Raw genomic sequence first — 17,141 nt, 5'->3', positions numbered from 1 at the left:
TGATGTTACGTCTGTTTTTAACATTCTTATGGGCCCGTGAACTATGGAATTTCTTATTCCGTTGGTTTAGTAAAGCGGCATCTAAAGACCCGTTATGGCTGAATATAGGGAAATTTTCCCTTTACGGATTTTTAGCAGGAAATCAATTCTTCCTGTCATTGCCGATTGCGATTGTAAGCATCTTGATGGGACTCAATGAAGTGATGAAGGCGGGAATTAGTGGTGTGACATACTATATTTATGTCAAAGATGATATTCGCCCGCGATTTCGCTTGCTCTTTGATACCATTTGGCTTTCAGTTGTCGGGGTAGCCACTTTAATTTCTCTTGGGGGCGACGGCAATTTGCAAATGTTCTTCCTTTCGCTCTATTTTATCGGGTATGGGATTAGCAATATTCGGGACGGCTGGTTCTTCGAGGCCGAAGTTGGAAAGAAAGTCCTTCGCAGACGCTTGCGTCGTGGGATGCCGCTTGTATTTGCTGCACTGATTCCTCGAGTAACCTTACAAAAAATTAATGATGCGTTGGAACTTGGAGAAGGCGAAACGGCTTCAGAAATTTACGACCGTGCCAAAGAAAATGCAGAACCAAACTTAGAGATGTTTATTCATGTCACAAAAGACGGGTTTGGAGCCATCGGGCATGTCGACCTGTGTTATAAGGGCCGCATTATTTCATTCGGAAACTACGATACGAATTCGGAGCGCCTCTTTGGAACGATGGGGGACGGGGTACTTTTCAGTGCCGACCGTGAAAAATACATCGAATTTTGTAAACGCGAAAATCATAAGACCCTACTGGGATATGGTCTTGCCTTGTCTCCAGAACAACTCGCGGCCATCGATAAGGAAATCGCCAAATTGATGTCGCTGACAGTGCCTTGGGATCCACCGAAAATGGTGAAACCTAAGCATCCTGGAATCGACAAAGAAGAACCAATGTATGCCTACAAGCTCAAACAAGAAGCAGATGCACTCTTGTATAAATTTACCTCTTCAAAATTCAAGACGTATTTTGTGATGAGTACCAACTGTGTATTGCTAGCCGATACGATTGTCGGGACAGCAGGCACCGATATTTTAAGCGCCCGAGGATTTATTTCACCAGGAACGTACCAAGATTACTTAGATAAGGAGTTTGAGAGACCGCATAGTCTAGTCGTGACGAAGCGCGTCTATCAGTAAGAACATGGAACTTCATGAAAAAGAATTCTTTATGAGGGAAGCGTTGAAGGAAGCGCAGAAAGCCTATGACCAAGCGGAAGTGCCAATCGGGGCTGTCGTGGTCTTGAATGGTGAAATTATTGGGCGTGGTCATAACTTACGTGAAAAGGAACAAGACGCCACGCTGCACGCCGAAATCAAAGCCATTCGCCAGGCAAACCAACACCTTGGAAGCTGGCGACTCGAAGACTGCTAAGTCAGTTTGTAGACCACGCTTCGCCAGAACGTATTTGCCAAATAGCAAAACATAAATTGAATTTAGGATAACTAAATATATAAAAAGTTTATGTGATGTTATTTTATAAAATAAAAAAGTAAATAGATATAGTATAAACAATATCAAAAACGGTCAGGTCATAGAAATATGATCTGACTGTTTTTCATCTGTGGAATGAAGTGTTAGTTTTATGATATAATATAAAGGATTAACAGAGATGAGAAATGATGGGGGTTGCCTAAATCCTTAAAAGATGCATACCCTAAATGCCCTTTGCACACCCCTAATTCAAAAAAGGAGATAATTGTATGATAAGACTCATTGCCACAGATATGGACGGGACTTTTTTAGATGACAAGGGTCAGTTTGATATGGAGCGGCTCAAGCACCTGCTAGCTCAGTTTAGAGAAAAGGGCATCTACTTTGCTGTTGCCAGTGGTCGAGGGATTCTCTCTCTTGAGAAGCTCTTTCATGAAGTTCGGGATGATATTATCTTTATCGCAGAAAATGGTAGCCTAGTAGAGTTTCAAGGAAAAGATCTATACGAAGCAACCATGCCAAGAGAATTTTATCTAAAGGTATTTGACAAGCTTAAGGAGTCGCCTTTTGTCAATATCAATGAGTTGCTTCTGACAGGGAAAAAAGGCTGTTATGTGCTAGAGACAGTAGATCCGACTTATCTCTCTTTCAGCGCTAATTATAATGAAAATATCCAAAAAGTTGCTGATTTTAGTGAGATTACAGACGAGATTTTTAAATTCACGACCAATTTCAGCGAAGAAACAGTGGCCGACGGCGAAGCCTGGGTCAATGAAAATGTCGCAGGTGTCAAGGCGATGACAACAGGCTATAAGTCGATTGATATCGTGCTGGACTATGTGGATAAAGGCGTGGCTCTTGTCGAGCTAGCTAAGAAGCTAGGCCTAGAAATGGACCAGGTCATGGCTTTTGGCGATAACCTCAATGACCTGCATATGATGCAGGTGGTGGGGCACCCGATTGCACCAGAAAATGCACGGCCGGAAATTTTGGCAGTTGCGAAAGAAGTGATTGGCCACCATGCGGCCCAATCTGTTATGACCTACATGGAGGGCTTATAATGGCTGATATTAAATTGATCGCTTTGGACTTGGACGGGACGCTTTTGACTACGGATAAAAAGATTTCTCAAGGGAATCTGGCAGCGCTCAAAGCGGCTCAGCAGCAAGGTGTCAAAGTTGTATTGACCACAGGGCGTCCGCTTAAGGCTATGGAATTTTTCCTGCATGAGCTGGGCACTGATGGTCAGGCAGATGAATACACCATTACCTTTAATGGTGGTCTAGTTCAGCGCAATACAGGCGAAATTTTGGATAAAACAGTTTTTGCCTACGATGATGTAGCTAGAATTTATGAAGAGACTGAGAAATTGGGTCTGCCTCTGGATGCGATTGATGGGGGCTTGGTTTATCAGATTCAATCAGACCAAGTATCGCTCTATGCGGAGTTTAATCCAGCTCTGAACTTTGAATCCATTGCTTTTGAAGACCTTTCTAGCCAAATTACCTACAATAAGTGCGTCACAGCCTTTGCTCAGGAACCGCTGGATGCAGCCATTCCTCATATTGCGCCCGAACTGTTTGACCAGTATGAGATTTTCAAATCACGGGAAATGCTGCTGGAATGGTCACCGAAAAATGTCCACAAGGCGACTGGTTTGGAGAAGCTGATTGCCCACTTGGGAATTGATAAAAGCCAAGTTATGGCCTGCGGTGACGAAGCCAATGATCTGTCAATGATTGCTTGGGCTGGGCTAGGAGTTGCCATGCAAAATGCTGTGCCAGAAGTCAAGGAAGTCGCAGAAGTTGTCACTCCGATGACCAATGATGAAGATGCAGTTGCTTGGGCCATTCGGAAATATGTATTGAAGGAGAACTAAAGAATGGGATTATTTGACCGTCTTTTTGGACGTAAAAAAGAGGAACTTGAAGAAAAGCCCCAGTTAGAGGAGCAGGCAGAGGAGAGTTATCAGACTACAGAGACTGAAGTCCCATTTGAGGCAGAATCCCAGCCTCTTGCTGCTTCCAATGAAGAAACAGCGGAAACTCAGGAAGTAGAGTTTGTGTTAGAAGAGAAGATAGAGTCTACAGATTCAGCAATTTCTGAGCAGGAATTTGCCCCAACTACTCAACAAGCTGACTTATCTGAACCAGTGCTTGAAGACGAGGAAAGTCCTGAACAAGTTTTGGCTGAGGCAGAAGAGCAGTCTGAAACTTCAGCAAATCAAGCGTTGGAAAGTAGTAGCGAATCAGAAGCGGCGACTGAAAGCAGAGATTATTACCAAGAATTACAGGAACGTTTGGCTGCAGCGAGAGAGCAAATTAACTACGAATCAGAGCAAGAAGTATCTAGTGAGCAGGAAGCAAGCACTTCTTCAAAAGTAGACTCGACCGAGTATGGAGAAGAGGCAGAGGAAGAACTGACTCCCGCAGAAACATCTGAGAGTTCTACTGAATACCAAGAAGAGAGTGTTCAAGACAAGTATGACCGCAGTCTAAAAAAGACGCGGACTGGCTTTGGTGCTCGTCTCAATGCCTTCTTTGCTAATTTCCGCTCAGTTGACGAAGATTTCTTTGAAGACTTGGAAGAATTGCTGATTACCAGTGATGTCGGTGTGCAGGTAGCTTCCAATCTAACTGAGGACTTGCGCTATGAAGCACGCCTGGAAAATGCTAAGAAACCAGAAGCCTTGCGCCAACTAATCATTGAAAAATTGGTCGATATCTATGAGAAAGATGGCCGCTTTAATGAAAAAATCAATTTCCAAAACGGTTTGACTGTCATGCTCTTTGTCGGAGTAAATGGCGTAGGCAAGACGACCTCAATCGGTAAATTGGCCTATAAATACAAGCAAGAAGGTAAAAAAGTGATGCTGGTGGCAGCAGATACCTTCCGAGCTGGAGCAGTTGCCCAGCTGGCTGAGTGGGGTCGCCGAGTCGATGTGCCTGTTGTGACTGGTCCAGAAAAGAGCGATCCAGCCAGTGTCGTGTTTGACGGTTTAGAAAGGGCCAAGGCTGAAAATGTCGATATTCTCATGATTGATACAGCTGGTCGCTTGCAAAATAAGGACAATCTCATGGCAGAGCTGGAAAAAATCGGTCGCATTATCAAGCGGGTAGATCCAGCAGCGCCACACGAAACCTTCCTAGCTTTAGATGCCTCTACGGGTCAAAATGCGCTGGTTCAAGCCAAGGAATTTTCAAAAATTACACCTGTGACAGGTATTGTCCTGACTAAGATTGACGGAACTGCGCGCGGTGGGGTTGTTCTTGCCATTCGTCAGGAACTGGATATTCCAGTGAAGCTGATTGGTTTTGGCGAGAAAATTGACGATATCGGCGAGTTTAACTCTGAGAACTTTATGAGAGGTCTCCTAGAAGGTTTGGTGTAATAGTCTATCAATAAAGCCTAAATTGAAATCAAACTCTTCTATCAAAAAGTAATCAAAATAGATGAAAAGGTTTGCTTGTTGCAAGCCTTTTTTCTTCTTTTTTGATATAATAAGAAGAATAAAATGAAAGAAGGAAATCCAATCATGGGAAAACTTGAAGTTATTGCTCATCCACTAATTCAGCATAAATTGTCTATCTTGCGTCGTACAGATACCTCTACTAAAGCTTTTCGTGAATTGGTAGATGAAATCGCAATGCTGATGGGATACGAAGTTTTGCGCGATTTACCACTTGAAGATGTAGAAATTGAAACACCAATTACGAAAACAGTTCAAAAGCAGATTGCAGGGAAAAAATTGGCGATTGTCCCAATCTTGCGGGCTGGTATCGGTATGGTAGATGGTCTCCTGAGCTTGGTTCCTGCTGCTAAAGTCGGCCACATTGGAATGTACCGTGACGAAGAAACCTTGAAGCCAGTTGAATATTTGGTAAAATTACCAGAAGACATTGACCAACGTCAAATCTTTGTTGTCGATCCAATGTTGGCTACGGGTGGATCTGCTATTTTGGCTGTGGATTCACTTAAAAAACGTGGTGCAAGCAACATCACCTTTGTCTGCTTGGTATCTGCTCCAGAAGGTGTTAAAGCCTTGCAGGATGCTCATCCTGATGTAGATATCTTCACTGCTGCCCTTGATGATCATCTTAATGAACATGGCTACATCGTTCCAGGTCTCGGAGATGCTGGTGACCGCCTCTTTGGTACAAAATAGAAATTCTAGTCTATAATAGGAAAGTCCAGACAATCCAGTGGATTTGTGCTTTCCAATCCAAAGACAATCTCAGCGCTGCTTTCTGTTATCCGACAGAGAAAGCAAATATTTGACCTTTTTTGACCAAAAAGATATAATAATGAATAGACCGAATGAAGGAGAAAATATTCATGATTCCTGTAGTTATTGAACAAACCAGCCGTGGTGAGCGTTCTTATGACATTTACTCACGCCTTTTAAAAGACCGTATTATCATGCTGACAGGTCCTGTTGAGGACAATATGGCTAATTCTGTTATTGCGCAGCTACTTTTCCTAGATGCACAAGACAGCACCAAGGACATCTATCTTTATGTTAATACTCCGGGTGGCTCTGTGTCAGCGGGATTGGCGATTGTAGATACCATGAACTTTATTAAGTCTGATGTGCAGACGATTGTCATGGGAATGGCAGCTAGCATGGGAACTATCATTGCTTCTAGCGGTGCTAAGGGCAAACGATTCATGCTTCCAAATGCAGAGTATATGATCCACCAGCCGATGGGTGGTACTGGTGGCGGTACTCAGCAAACAGATATGGCCATTGCAGCAGAGCATTTGCTTAAGACTCGTAAGACCCTGGAGCAAATTCTTGCAGACAATTCTGGTAAATCGGTTGAGCAAATTCACGCAGATGCTGAACGTGATTACTGGATGAGTGCTCAAGAAACTTTAGAATATGGTTTCATCGATGAAATCATGGCTAATAATAATCTTAGCTAGTTTTCATTTATAACTACGAAAAAATGCCCCATTTGTGGGCTTTTTTGATATAATCAATAGAGTACAAATGACCAGAGAGGATTGTCATGTTTAAAAAAGAGGAACGAATGGGTTTCATCATTCATCTATACTATAATCGCGATGCAAAGAAGCTGGCTCATGTTGGAGATATTATTTATCATTCTAAGAAACACCGTTATTTGCAGCTTTATGTGGCAAAAGATCAGGCAGATTCTCTGAAGGAGAGCCTGTCAAAAGAGTCCTATATCAAAAAAATCCAGACTTGCGAGATTCAAAATCTGGATACGAATTTTGTTGGAAGTTTATTTAGAAACCAAGAAAACGCTATTATTTAAAAAAATGGCTTCTTTGGGTTGACAATTGTCAGATAATTCGGTATATTCTTACTATATCATTTGCAAACAAAGCAAAAAACAAAATAGAGGAGATTATTCATGAAGAAAAAATTTGCACTTTCGCTTGTAGCTTTTGCTAGTGCTGCGCTTTTAGCAGCCTGTGGAGAGGTTTCGACAAACAACTCATCCGCTACTGGAACAGAAATCGGTAAAACACTTAAGTTCGGTTTCAACTTTGAAGAAACTGGTGCTGTAGCAGCTTACGGTACTGCAGAACAACACGGTGCTCAGCTTGCTGTTGATGAAATCAATGCAGCTGGCGGTGTAGACGGTAAGAAGATCGAAGTCACTGATAAAGATAATAAATCAGAAACAGCAGAAGCAGCTACTATTTCTACAAGCTTGGCGACTCAAGACAAGGTGAATACAATCATCGGTCCTGCGACTTCAGGTGGAGTTGCGGCTGCAATTGCCAATGCTGGTAAAGCTGGTGTGCCTTTGGTAACGCCAAGTGCTACACAGGATGATTTGACAAAAAACCAAGACTATCTGTATCGTGCAACCTTTACTGATAGTTACCAAGGTAAAGTTATCTCTAAATATGTAACAGAAAACTTGAAAGCTAAGAAAGTTGTACTCTATTATGACAACTCAAGCGACTACGCTAAAGGAATGGCTGAAGCCTTCAAGAAAGAATACAAGGGTGAAATCGTTACGACAGAAACCTTCGCTTCTGGTGATTCAGATTTCCAAGCTGCTTTGACAAAGATCAAGAGCAAAGAATTTGATTCACTGGTTGTACTAGGTTACTACACAGAAGCTGGTAAATTGGTGAACCAAGCGCGCGGTTTGGGTATCACTCAAACAATTGTTGGACCAGACGGATTTAGCGATGCTAAGTTTGTAGAACAAGCAACTCCAGCAGCAGCAACTAATGTTTATTATGTATCTGGTTTCTCAACTTCAGGTGACATGACAGATAAAGCGAAGAAATTCGTTGAAGCTTACAAGGCTAAATACAATGAAGAACCTTCTATGTTTGCAGCGCTCTCATATGACGCAGTTTACATGGCAGCAGAAGCATCTAAGGGTGCAAAAACATCTGTAGATATTAAAGATAACCTTGCTAAGTTAAAAGACTTTGAAGGAGTTACTGGATCTATTACCATTGATAAAGATCACAACCCTGTGAAGACAGCCTTGATGATTGGTTTGAAAGATGGTAAAGTAGATACTGTTGAGACAGTTAAACCTGAATAAAGGGTCTGAGGCTGGGGACAAACCCAGTCTTTGACTTGTTTCTTACTTGCTTATGATGTTTGAGTAGAGACGGCAAGACAAGGCTTCGTCTGAGATTGTTGTTTCTGCTCTTATTTTATATTAGAAAGAGTGGTGTGGAATGCTCGAACAAATTCTTCAGCAGCTAGCCAATGGATTGATTTTGGGGAGTGTCTATGCGCTTCTGGCCTTGGGTTATACCATGGTTTACGGAATTATCAAACTGATTAATTTCGCGCATGGAGACATTTATATGATCGGTGCTTTCATGGGATATTACCTGATTAACACCCTTCACCTGAATTTCTTTGTGGCCCTTATTTTATCTATGGTTGGTACAGCAATCCTCGGTGTAGTGATTGAATTCTTAGCCTATCGTCCGTTGCGCAATTCAACACGGATTGCAGCCTTGATTACGGCGATTGGAGTTTCTTTCCTTTTGGAATACGGGATGGTCTTCTTTGTAGGTGCCAATACTCGTTCTTTCCCTCAGGTAATTGAAACGGTGCGTTATACGATTGGACCAGTTTCGATTTCCAATATCCAACTAATGATTTTGGGAATTTCTATTTTACTCATGGTTGGATTGCAGTTTATCGTGCAAAAAACCAAAATGGGGAAAGCCATGCGGGCTGTTTCCGTGGATAGCGATGCAGCCCAGCTCATGGGAATCAATGTCAATCGTACGATCAGCTTTACTTTTGCTTTGGGTTCAGCCTTGGCAGGAGCAGCAGGGGTGCTGATTGCCCTTTACTACAACTCGCTTGAGCCACTGATGGGGATGACCCCAGGTATCAAGTCCTTCGTTGCCGCAGTTTTGGGAGGAATTGGTATCATCCCAGGGGCAGCTTTGGGTGGTTTTGTAATCGGTCTCTTGGAAACTTTTGCAACAGCAGTTGGACTGTCAGATTTCCGTGATGCGATTGTGTATGCGATCTTAATTATCATTCTATTGGTTCGCCCAGCTGGTATTCTAGGTAAAAATGTGAAAGAGAAGGTGTAATGTATGAAAAATAATTTAAAAGTAAATGCGTTATGGCTTGCTCTGATCCTTTTTGGTTACCTATTGCTGACAGTGCTTGCTAGCACAGGTATTCTCAATCCTTTCTATCTGCAAATCTTTGAGCAGATTGGGATTAATATTATCTTGGCTGTTGGCCTCAATCTTATCGTTGGTTTTTCTGGGCAATTCTCGCTTGGGCATGCTGGCTTTATGGCGATTGGTGCCTATGCAGTAGCTATTATGGGCTCTAAATCTCCAAACTATGGTACTTTCTTTATTGCTATGTTGGTTGGCGCTGTGATTGCAGGTGCAGTAGCTCTGCTTGTTGGTATTCCGACCCTGCGCTTAAAGGGAGACTATTTGGCGATTGCGACCCTGGGTGTTTCTGAAATTATCCGGATTCTGATTGTCAATGGAGGAGATCTGACTAATGGTGCGGCAGGTATCCTATCCATTCCTAACTTTACCTCTTGGCAGTTGGTTTATGTCTTTGTTGTAATTACAACTATTTTGACTCTTAACTTCCTCCGCAGTCCTATCGGACGTAGCACCTTGTCTGTTCGCGAGGACGAGATTGCGGCAGAGTCTGTCGGTGTCAATACAACAAAAATTAAAGTCATTGCTTTCGTTTTTGGAGCTATTACGGCTTCTATTGCAGGTTCTTTGCAGGCTGGATTTGTTGGCTCTGTTGTACCAAAAGACTACTCCTTTATCAATACAATCAATGTCTTGATTATCGTCGTTTTTGGCGGCCTTGGATCAATGACTGGAGCAATTGTTGCGGCAGTAGTATTGGGTATCCTCAATATGCTTTTACAAGATATCTCAAGCGTTCGGATGATTGTTTACTCACTTGCCTTAATCTTGGTGATGATTTTCCGTCCAGGCGGCTTACTGGGTACTTGGGAATTGAGCTTAGCTAAGCTCTTTAAAAAGAATAAGGAGGTCAAAGAATAATGGCGCTTCTTGAAGTAAAAAAATTAACCAAAAATTTCGGAGGACTGACGGCTGTTAGCGATGTAAGTCTGGAACTGAACGAGGGCGAACTGGTCGGTCTTATCGGTCCTAACGGTGCTGGGAAAACGACTCTTTTCAACCTTTTGACAGGTGTCTACGAGCCGAGTGAGGGAACGGTTACTTTGGATGGTCATTTGCTGAATGGTAAAACACCTTACAAAATTGCGACTCTGGGTCTCAGCAGGACCTTCCAAAATATTCGTCTTTTCAAAGATTTGACAGTCTTGGATAATGTGTTGATTGCTTTTGGTAATCACCATAAACCTCATGTGTTGGCTTCTTTCTTCCGCCTTCCAGCATTTTATAAAAATGAAGAAGAATTGAAAGCGAAAGCTTTGGAATTGCTGGCCATCTTTGACTTGGATAAGGAAGCAGAAACCTTGGCTAAAAATTTGGCCTACGGTCAGCAACGTCGTCTGGAGATTGTCCGAGCGCTTGCCACAGAGCCTAAGATTCTCTTCTTGGATGAGCCAGCTGCTGGGATGAATCCACAGGAAACAGCTGAGCTGACTGCCCTGATCCGTCGGATTAAAAATGAATTTAATATTACCATCATGCTAATTGAGCATGATATGAGTCTGGTTATGGAAGTAACTGAGCGCATCTACGTACTAGAGTACGGTCGCCTGATTGCCCACGGCACACCAGATGAGATTAAGAATGACAAACGCGTTATTGAAGCTTATCTAGGAGGTGAAGCCTAATGTCCATGCTCAAAGTTGAAAATCTATCCGTCCACTACGGCATGATTCAGGCTGTCCGTGATGTCAGCTTTGAAGTCAACGAAGGAGAAGTCGTCTCCCTTATCGGAGCTAACGGTGCTGGGAAAACGACCATCCTCCGCACGATCTCTGGTTTGGTTCGCCCAAGTGCTGGTAAGATTGAATTTTTAGGCAATGAAATTCAAAAAGTGCCTGCTCAAAAGATTGTAGCTGCGGGGCTTTCACAAGTTCCAGAAGGGCGCCATGTCTTTCCAGGTTTGACCGTTTTGGAAAATCTTGAAATGGGAGCTTTTCTTAAGAAAAATCGCGAAGAAAACCAAGCCAATCTCAAAAAGGTCTTCTCTCGTTTCCCACGTTTGGAAGAGCGTAAGAACCAAGATGCAGCGACTCTATCTGGTGGTGAGCAGCAAATGCTGGCTATGGGACGAGCGCTCATGTCTACGCCTAAACTCTTACTCTTGGACGAGCCGTCAATGGGGCTGGCTCCTATCTTCATCCAAGAAATCTTTGATATCATTCAAGATATCCAAAAGCAGGGGACAACTGTGCTTTTGATTGAGCAAAATGCCAACAAGGCACTCTCTATCGCCAACCGCGGTTATGTCCTTGAAACAGGAAAAATCGTTCTGTCCGGAACAGGCCAAGAACTTCTCGCTTCTGACGAAGTCCGCAAAGCATATCTAGGTGGTTAAAAAGGTCCAGTGGACCTTTTTTATTTTCAAGATAAATTTGTTTATTTGGATGAGCCGATAGCCGTTTTTGGTTACAAGCAAAGAGTTGCAGTGGCAACTGAATGTTTTTAAAAATCCGCTGTTTTTTTAGATGAGACTAGAGTTTCGTGGTATAGTTTTCTTTGATAAAAGTCTCCATTTTTTAGGTACTGTGGTAGTATAAGCAATGTAATAATTTCATACGGCCTTTCTCTGAATCGGTTTCTTCATTTTAAGTATCGAGCGAAAATATGGTAAAATATGGGAGAAGAAAAATTGCTCGGGTCGAAATGAAGAATGGAAATTTCGGAAAAAATTGTCAAAGTATAGGATATACTTATTGGCGGTAACTGGTGAGATGGAGAGTCATTTTAGCTTTTGATTTTGAAGTGAAGAAAGAAGCTGTTGTCTGTTCGGCTTTATATCATTCTCTTACGCAACTAGAATTCAATAAAGATATGCCTATCAGGGATAGAAAATGGTAGTCGAGTTTCTTTGCTTGGTTTGCTCGAGCGAGTAATATTGGTTTTTGTAAACATTTAAATAATTATAGAGGATCAAATATGAAACTAGCCAGTGACAGGCTTTTGAAAAAGGTTATTATAAATCGATCGCCAGACAGCCATAAAGGCGACTATGGTCGCCTGCTCTTGATTGGTGGGACCTATCCCTATGGCGGAGCTATTATCATGGCTGCTTTGGCCGCAGTAAGGAGCGGAGCTGGTTTGGTGACAGTTGCAACTGAACGGGAAAATATTTCCGCCCTCCATGCTCATTTGCCAGAGGCTATGGCCTTTGATTTGCGGGAACAAGAGCGACTGATGGATCAGATCCGCAAGGCTACTGTTATTTTAATTGGGCCGGGTTTGGCTGAAAATTCTTTAGAGAAATCGGTGCTGCAGTTGGTTTTACAGCTTGTAAACAAGCAACAAATCTTGATTATGGATGGGGGCGCTATCTCGCTTTTTGCCAAGCAAGCTCTGCCTTTTCCAAACTCCCAGACAATTTTTACCCCTCACCAGAAAGAATGGGAAAGCTTGTCTGGCTTGCCCATCGAGTCACAGGACGAAAAATCTAGCCAAAAGGCTGTTGACCAATTTCCTAAGGGAACTCTAGTTGCACAGAAAAGGAATGGAACGCGAGTTTTTCAGAGTGGGGAAAAGGATATTTATCAGCTGCAGGTTGGTGGTCCCTATCAAGCCACCGGCGGTATGGGAGATACCTTGGCAGGGATGATTGCCGGTTTTGCAGGTCAATTTCAGCAAGTTTCACTTCTTGAAAGAGTGACAGCTGCGACCTATTTGCATTCAGCTATTGCGGATGAATTAGCCAAAGAGGTTTATGTGGTATTACCGACAGAACTGAGTCAACGAATTCCAACTTGGATGAAAAATTTTAGTCAATAAATCTTGGGAGGCTTGGAAAAATCCGAGTCTCTTTTTGTGATTTTGGAAATCTTGTCCTGACTGGGGAAAACTAGTATTTTCCTTCTTTTTCACATGATCTATTTTTTCAATATATATTAAAAAAGTTAATATGATAGAAAACTTTTTTGTGCTATAATAATAATAAAGTATGAGAGTTAATATTATACAATTTAGTAGAAATGGATAAGTGCAAAAAGTGTTATGTCAGAGTTAAGGATAGCAATTGGAAAAAAAATTAGAGAATTGAGGGAACAACGTAAAATGACAAGGGAATTGCTGTGTGAGGATGAGACTCGTTTGACAGTCAGACAGCTTGCTCGGATCGAGGCAGGCGATTCGATTCCTAGTTTGCTAACCTTAGAATTCATTGCGCAGCAGTTGCACATCGAAATGTATCAAATTATCAAAGAAAGCATAAAACCCTAGTGATATTTATCATGAAAATCAGGAACTTGGAATCACTGACTTCCTCCATTTTTTGGTATAATAAAAGTTACGCAAATACTAGAAAATAGAAAGGGAGCGACATGCCAGATTATTTATCGGTTTCGACCTTGACCCGTTATCTGAAGATGAAGTTTGACCGTGATCCTTATTTGGAACGGGTTTATCTGACAGGTCAGGTCTCTAATTTTCGCAAGCGCCCCAATCACCAGTATTTTTCCATCAAGGATGAGAAGGCAGTTATTCAGGCGACTATCTGGTCAGGTATTTACAAAAAGCTTGGTTTTGAGCTGGAAGAAGGTATGAAGGTCAATGTCATTGGCCGTGTGCAGCTCTATGAGCCAAGTGGTTCCTATTCGATTGTCATTGAAAAGGCTGAGCCAGATGGTATTGGTGCCTTGGCTGTTCAATTTGAGCAGCTCAAGAAAAAACTGGGAGAAGAAGGTCTTTTCCAAGATAAGTTTAAACAAGCCTTGCCTCAATTTCCTAAGAAAATTGGGGTAGTGACTAGTCCTAGCGGGGCTGTCATCCGAGATATTATCACGACAGTTAGCCGCCGTTTTCCTGGTGTGGATATCCTGCTTTATCCGACCAAGGTTCAGGGCGAAGGAGCGGCCACCGAGGTAGCTACTAATATCCGTCGAGCTAATGAGCGAGAAGATTTGGATGTTTTGATTATTGGTCGGGGCGGCGGGTCCATCGAGGATCTTTGGGCTTTTAATGAGGAAGTGGTGGTGCGAGCCATATTTGAGTCTCGGATTCCGATCATTTCCAGCGTGGGGCACGAAACAGACACGACTCTGGCTGACTTTGTGGCAGACCGACGAGCAGCAACTCCCACAGCAGCAGCGGAATTGGCAACGCCAGTCACCAAGCTGGATCTTCTGGGGCATTTGAGCCAGCAGCAAAATCGTCTGGCAAATGCAGCTGCAAATCGTCTGGCCTACCAGCGGGAACGATTGCACAAGCTGGCTTCCTCTGTTATTTTTCGGCAGCCAGAGCGACTTTATGATGGCTATCTGCAAAAGTTAGACCAGCTCAATCTACGATTAAAGCAAAAGATTCGCGAATATTATAGTGAAGAAGTCCAGCAGGTCAAGATTCTCCAGCATCGCTTGGAGTCTTTGTCACCTCTGCGGCAGGTGCAGCGCTATCAGGAGCAACTTCACCAGCAAGAACGCTTGTTGCGTAGCAATATGGCAGTGATTTATGACCATAAGGTGGCTGAAGCCAAGCGGCTGTCGGATGCGCTACTCATGCTGGATACTAGTCGTATTGTGGCGCGGGGCTATGCTATTATCCAAAAAAATGAAACAGTAATCGAGTCCAGTCAGGATATCAAGAAGAAGGACCAGCTGACCATTCTCATGCGGGATGGTCAGGTCCAAGTTGAGGTAAAAGATGTCAAAAGACAAGAAATTTGAAGAAAATTTAGCTGATTTGGAAGCCATTGTCCAGAAGTTAGAAAATGGAGATGTGGCCTTGGAAGAGGCAATCGCTGAATTCCAGAAGGGCATGCAGCTGTCTAAAGACTTGCAAAAAACGTTAGATCAGGCAGAAAAGACCTTGGTCAAGGTCATGCAGGCCGATGGCACAGAAACGGATATGGAATGACAAGAGAGTTTAAAATCAGGCAAATTGGCCTGACGATTCAAGAATTTTATCAGAGCAAGGAAGTATCGTCGGATTTGACAGAAACCATTCTCTATTCTGTCAAGGCTGGGGGCAAGCGGATTCGTCCTCTCTTGCTTTTGGAGTTGCTGGAGGGCTTTGGTCTGGAATTAACTCCCGCCCATTTTCAGGTGGCAGCAGCTCTGGAGATGATTCACACTGGCAGTCTGATCCATGATGATTTGCCAGCTATGGATAATGATGACTACCGCCGAGGGCGTCTGACCAGCCACAAGAAATTCGGGGAGGATATGGCTATTTTGGCGGGGGATTCTCTCTTTTTGGATCCTTATGGTTTGGTGGCAATGACAGAGCTCCCTAGTCAGGTCAAGGTGGATCTGATAGCAGAGCTGTCTTTGGCGGCTGGTTCCTTTGGTATGGTGGCCGGACAGGTTTTGGATATGCAGGGCGAAGGTCGCAAGTTGACCATGGACCAGCTCCAGACCATTCATGCCAATAAGACTGGTAAACTCTTGGCCTATCCTTTTGTAGCGGCGGGTATCATTGCTCAGACTGGTCAATCAGTCCTAGGGAAGCTCCGTCAAGCGGGAGAACTCTTGGGGTTGGCTTTTCAGGTACGGGATGATATTTTAGATGTGACGGCCAGTTTTGAGCAGATTGGTAAGACGCCGCAGAAGGACTTAGCAGCGGAGAAATCGACCTATCCAGCTTTACTAGGTTTGGATGGAGCCAGAGCCTTTTTCGATGAAACACTGGAACAAGCAAAAAGTCTGCTGGAGCAACTAGAAACAGAAAGTGATTTTTCAGCTGAAGAAATTCAAAAAATAATAGAAAGTTTGAGACTGGATGGCTAAGGAAAGAGTGGATGTACTGGCCTATCGACAAGGCCTCTTTGAGACCCGAGAACAGGCCAAGCGCGGAGTGATGGCAGGCCTAGTCGTGGCACTTGCTAATGGAGAACGCTTTGACAAACCGGGTGAAAAAATCGATGATGCAACAGAGCTCAAGCTCAAGGGAGAAAAACTCAAGTATGTCAGTCGTGGCGGCCTGAAATTAGAAAAGGCTTTGCAAGTGTTTGGCCTTTCGGTGGCAGACCGAGTGGCCTTGGATATCGGAGCTTCAACTGGAGGATTTACCGATGTCATGTTGCAGGCTGGAGCTAAGCTGGTCTATGCTGTTGATGTTGGGACTAACCAGTTGGCATGGAAACTTCGCCAAGATGAACGGGTTGTCAGCATGGAGCAGTTTAATTTTCGCTATGCCGAGCCTGCTGATTTTGACTTTCAGCCTAGCTTTGCCAGTATTGACGTCAGCTTTATCTCACTTAGCTTGATTTTGCCAGCCCTCTACCAGATTTTAGAAGAGGGAGGTCAGGTCGTTGCCTTGATTAAGCCTCAGTTCGAGGCTGGTCGCGAGCAGATTGGCAAGAAGGGGATTATCAAGGACAAGAAGGTTCATTTGGCGGTGCTGGAAACTGTGACAGCCTTTATGGTAGAATCAGGTTTTTCAGTCAAAGGTTTGGACTTTTCTCCGATTCAAGGTGGGCATGGCAATGTTGAATTTTTAGCCTTTCTGGAGAAAAGCGAGCAGCCGAAAAATGACTTGGAGCAAGACTTAGTCGCTGTCGTAGAGGCAGCCCACAAGGAATTTAAAGATGAAGAAGAAAGATAGATTAGAGAAAATCAGACGATTTGTCAACGAGTTTGAGATTGGTACCCAAGAGGAAATTGTGGAACATCTCAGGGAGTCTGGTATTACAGCGACACAGGCAACGGTTTCACGAGACATCAAGGAGCTAGGGATTGTAAAAATCCCTTTTAAAGATAATACCTATATCTATGAGCTTCCCAAAACAGCGACCAATAGTCTGAAGTTGGCAGAAAATAATATTTTGGCCTGTCAAAACCTAGGAAATATGCTCAATCTCAATCTAGTGCCAGGGAGTGCAGCGGTTGTTAAACGCCACCTGAGTAAAGAATTTGCTGAGGAAATTTTCAGCATCATTGCGGATAATGACAGTATCTTAGTTGTTGCAGTGAGTGAAAGTGCAGCCCAAAAAGTCACGGCTGAAATCAATAATTGGTAGGAAAGTCTATGTTATTAGAAATTTCGATTAAAAATTTTGCCATTATTGAGGAGATTTCCCT

19 protein-coding genes and 1 pseudogene are annotated in these 17,141 nt (G+C 43.2%); all 20 read left to right on the top strand.

All coding sequences use genetic code 11. From position 1 onward, the window contains the following. Positions 1 to 1,184 (top strand): hypothetical protein (locus tag Q0191_RS10285; RefSeq protein WP_297666158.1); only part of this gene is annotated, 1,184 nt, incomplete at its 5' end. Between the two features lie 4 nt (positions 1,185 to 1,188). After that, positions 1,189 to 1,416 (top strand): annotated as a pseudogene (locus Q0191_RS10280) (nucleoside deaminase); the annotation flags it as partial. Positions 1,417 to 1,748: 332 nt separating this feature from the next. Beyond that, positions 1,749 to 2,540 (top strand): Cof-type HAD-IIB family hydrolase, encoded by a 792-nt coding sequence (locus Q0191_RS10275; RefSeq protein ID WP_015605189.1) that lies wholly within the window; start codon positions 1,749 to 1,751, stop codon positions 2,538 to 2,540. Beyond that, complete coding sequence (locus tag Q0191_RS10270; protein WP_015605188.1) at positions 2,540 to 3,358, top strand: Cof-type HAD-IIB family hydrolase; 819 nt, start codon at positions 2,540 to 2,542, stop codon at positions 3,356 to 3,358. The genes Q0191_RS10275 and Q0191_RS10270 overlap by 1 nt, the downstream gene beginning before the upstream one ends. Positions 3,359 to 3,361: 3 nt before the next feature. Beyond that, positions 3,362 to 4,870: a signal recognition particle-docking protein FtsY gene (gene ftsY / locus Q0191_RS10265; RefSeq protein ID WP_015605187.1), complete on the top strand. Its 1,509-nt coding sequence runs from the start codon at positions 3,362 to 3,364 to the stop codon at positions 4,868 to 4,870. A 144-nt stretch (positions 4,871 to 5,014) separates the two neighbouring features. Further along, positions 5,015 to 5,644 carry a uracil phosphoribosyltransferase gene (gene upp, locus Q0191_RS10260; protein ID WP_015605186.1) on the top strand — a complete coding sequence of 210 codons (630 nt, stop codon included), beginning with the start codon at positions 5,015 to 5,017 and terminating at the stop codon, positions 5,642 to 5,644. A gap of 170 nt (positions 5,645 to 5,814) precedes the next feature. Next, positions 5,815 to 6,405, top strand: coding sequence for an ATP-dependent Clp protease proteolytic subunit (locus tag Q0191_RS10255; RefSeq protein ID WP_015605185.1), 591 nt, complete (start codon positions 5,815 to 5,817; stop codon positions 6,403 to 6,405). Between the two features lie 86 nt (positions 6,406 to 6,491). After that, positions 6,492 to 6,761, top strand: a complete 270-nt coding sequence (locus Q0191_RS10250) for a DUF2129 domain-containing protein (protein WP_015605184.1) — start codon at positions 6,492 to 6,494, stop codon at positions 6,759 to 6,761. 99 nt (positions 6,762 to 6,860) lie between these two features. Beyond that, positions 6,861 to 8,021, top strand: coding sequence for an ABC transporter substrate-binding protein (locus tag Q0191_RS10245; protein ID WP_288930371.1), 1,161 nt, complete (start codon positions 6,861 to 6,863; stop codon positions 8,019 to 8,021). Between the two features lie 151 nt (positions 8,022 to 8,172). Beyond that, positions 8,173 to 9,042, top strand: coding sequence for a branched-chain amino acid ABC transporter permease (locus Q0191_RS10240; RefSeq protein ID WP_095666451.1), 870 nt, complete (start codon positions 8,173 to 8,175; stop codon positions 9,040 to 9,042). Between the two features lie 3 nt (positions 9,043 to 9,045). Then, on the top strand, positions 9,046 to 9,999 hold the full coding sequence (locus Q0191_RS10235; protein WP_297666157.1) for a branched-chain amino acid ABC transporter permease: 954 nt from the start codon (positions 9,046 to 9,048) through the stop codon (positions 9,997 to 9,999). Further along, a complete protein-coding gene (locus Q0191_RS10230; protein ID WP_297666156.1) occupies positions 9,999 to 10,763 on the top strand; it encodes an ABC transporter ATP-binding protein in 765 nt (254 codons plus the stop codon). Before Q0191_RS10235 ends, Q0191_RS10230 begins: the two co-directional genes overlap by 1 nt. Then, positions 10,763 to 11,473 (top strand): ABC transporter ATP-binding protein, encoded by a 711-nt coding sequence (locus tag Q0191_RS10225; RefSeq protein ID WP_297666155.1) that lies wholly within the window; start codon positions 10,763 to 10,765, stop codon positions 11,471 to 11,473. The genes Q0191_RS10230 and Q0191_RS10225 overlap by 1 nt, the downstream gene beginning before the upstream one ends. 581 nt (positions 11,474 to 12,054) lie before the next feature. Further along, positions 12,055 to 12,897: an NAD(P)H-hydrate dehydratase gene (locus Q0191_RS10220; protein WP_297666154.1), complete on the top strand. Its 843-nt coding sequence runs from the start codon at positions 12,055 to 12,057 to the stop codon at positions 12,895 to 12,897. A 222-nt stretch (positions 12,898 to 13,119) separates the two neighbouring features. After that, the gene (locus tag Q0191_RS10215; protein WP_297666153.1) at positions 13,120 to 13,344 is read left to right on the top strand and encodes a helix-turn-helix domain-containing protein; all 225 of its coding nucleotides are present in this window, start codon (positions 13,120 to 13,122) and stop codon (positions 13,342 to 13,344) included. Between the two features lie 101 nt (positions 13,345 to 13,445). After that, entirely contained in the window at positions 13,446 to 14,786 is a 1,341-nt protein-coding gene (xseA, locus tag Q0191_RS10210) for an exodeoxyribonuclease VII large subunit (protein ID WP_297666152.1), read from the top strand. Next, positions 14,764 to 14,976: an exodeoxyribonuclease VII small subunit gene (locus Q0191_RS10205; RefSeq protein ID WP_005589516.1), complete on the top strand. Its 213-nt coding sequence runs from the start codon at positions 14,764 to 14,766 to the stop codon at positions 14,974 to 14,976. The genes xseA and Q0191_RS10205 overlap by 23 nt, the downstream gene beginning before the upstream one ends. Then, entirely contained in the window at positions 14,973 to 15,848 is an 876-nt protein-coding gene (locus Q0191_RS10200; protein WP_297666151.1) for a polyprenyl synthetase family protein, read from the top strand. Before Q0191_RS10205 ends, Q0191_RS10200 begins: the two co-directional genes overlap by 4 nt. Continuing rightward, on the top strand, positions 15,841 to 16,665 hold the full coding sequence (locus Q0191_RS10195; protein WP_297666150.1) for a TlyA family RNA methyltransferase: 825 nt from the start codon (positions 15,841 to 15,843) through the stop codon (positions 16,663 to 16,665). The genes Q0191_RS10200 and Q0191_RS10195 overlap by 8 nt, the downstream gene beginning before the upstream one ends. Continuing rightward, positions 16,649 to 17,080, top strand: a complete 432-nt coding sequence (locus Q0191_RS10190) for an arginine repressor (protein WP_297666149.1) — start codon at positions 16,649 to 16,651, stop codon at positions 17,078 to 17,080. Before Q0191_RS10195 ends, Q0191_RS10190 begins: the two co-directional genes overlap by 17 nt. The last annotated feature ends 61 nt before the right edge of the window (positions 17,081 to 17,141 follow it).

Source organism: uncultured Streptococcus sp. (genome assembly GCF_938036805.1).
In the GTDB taxonomy this organism is placed as follows: Bacteria; Bacillota; Bacilli; order Lactobacillales; family Streptococcaceae; genus Streptococcus.
Note: the sequence above shows the minus strand (reverse complement) of the source record. Positions and strands in the feature narration are given on the sequence as shown.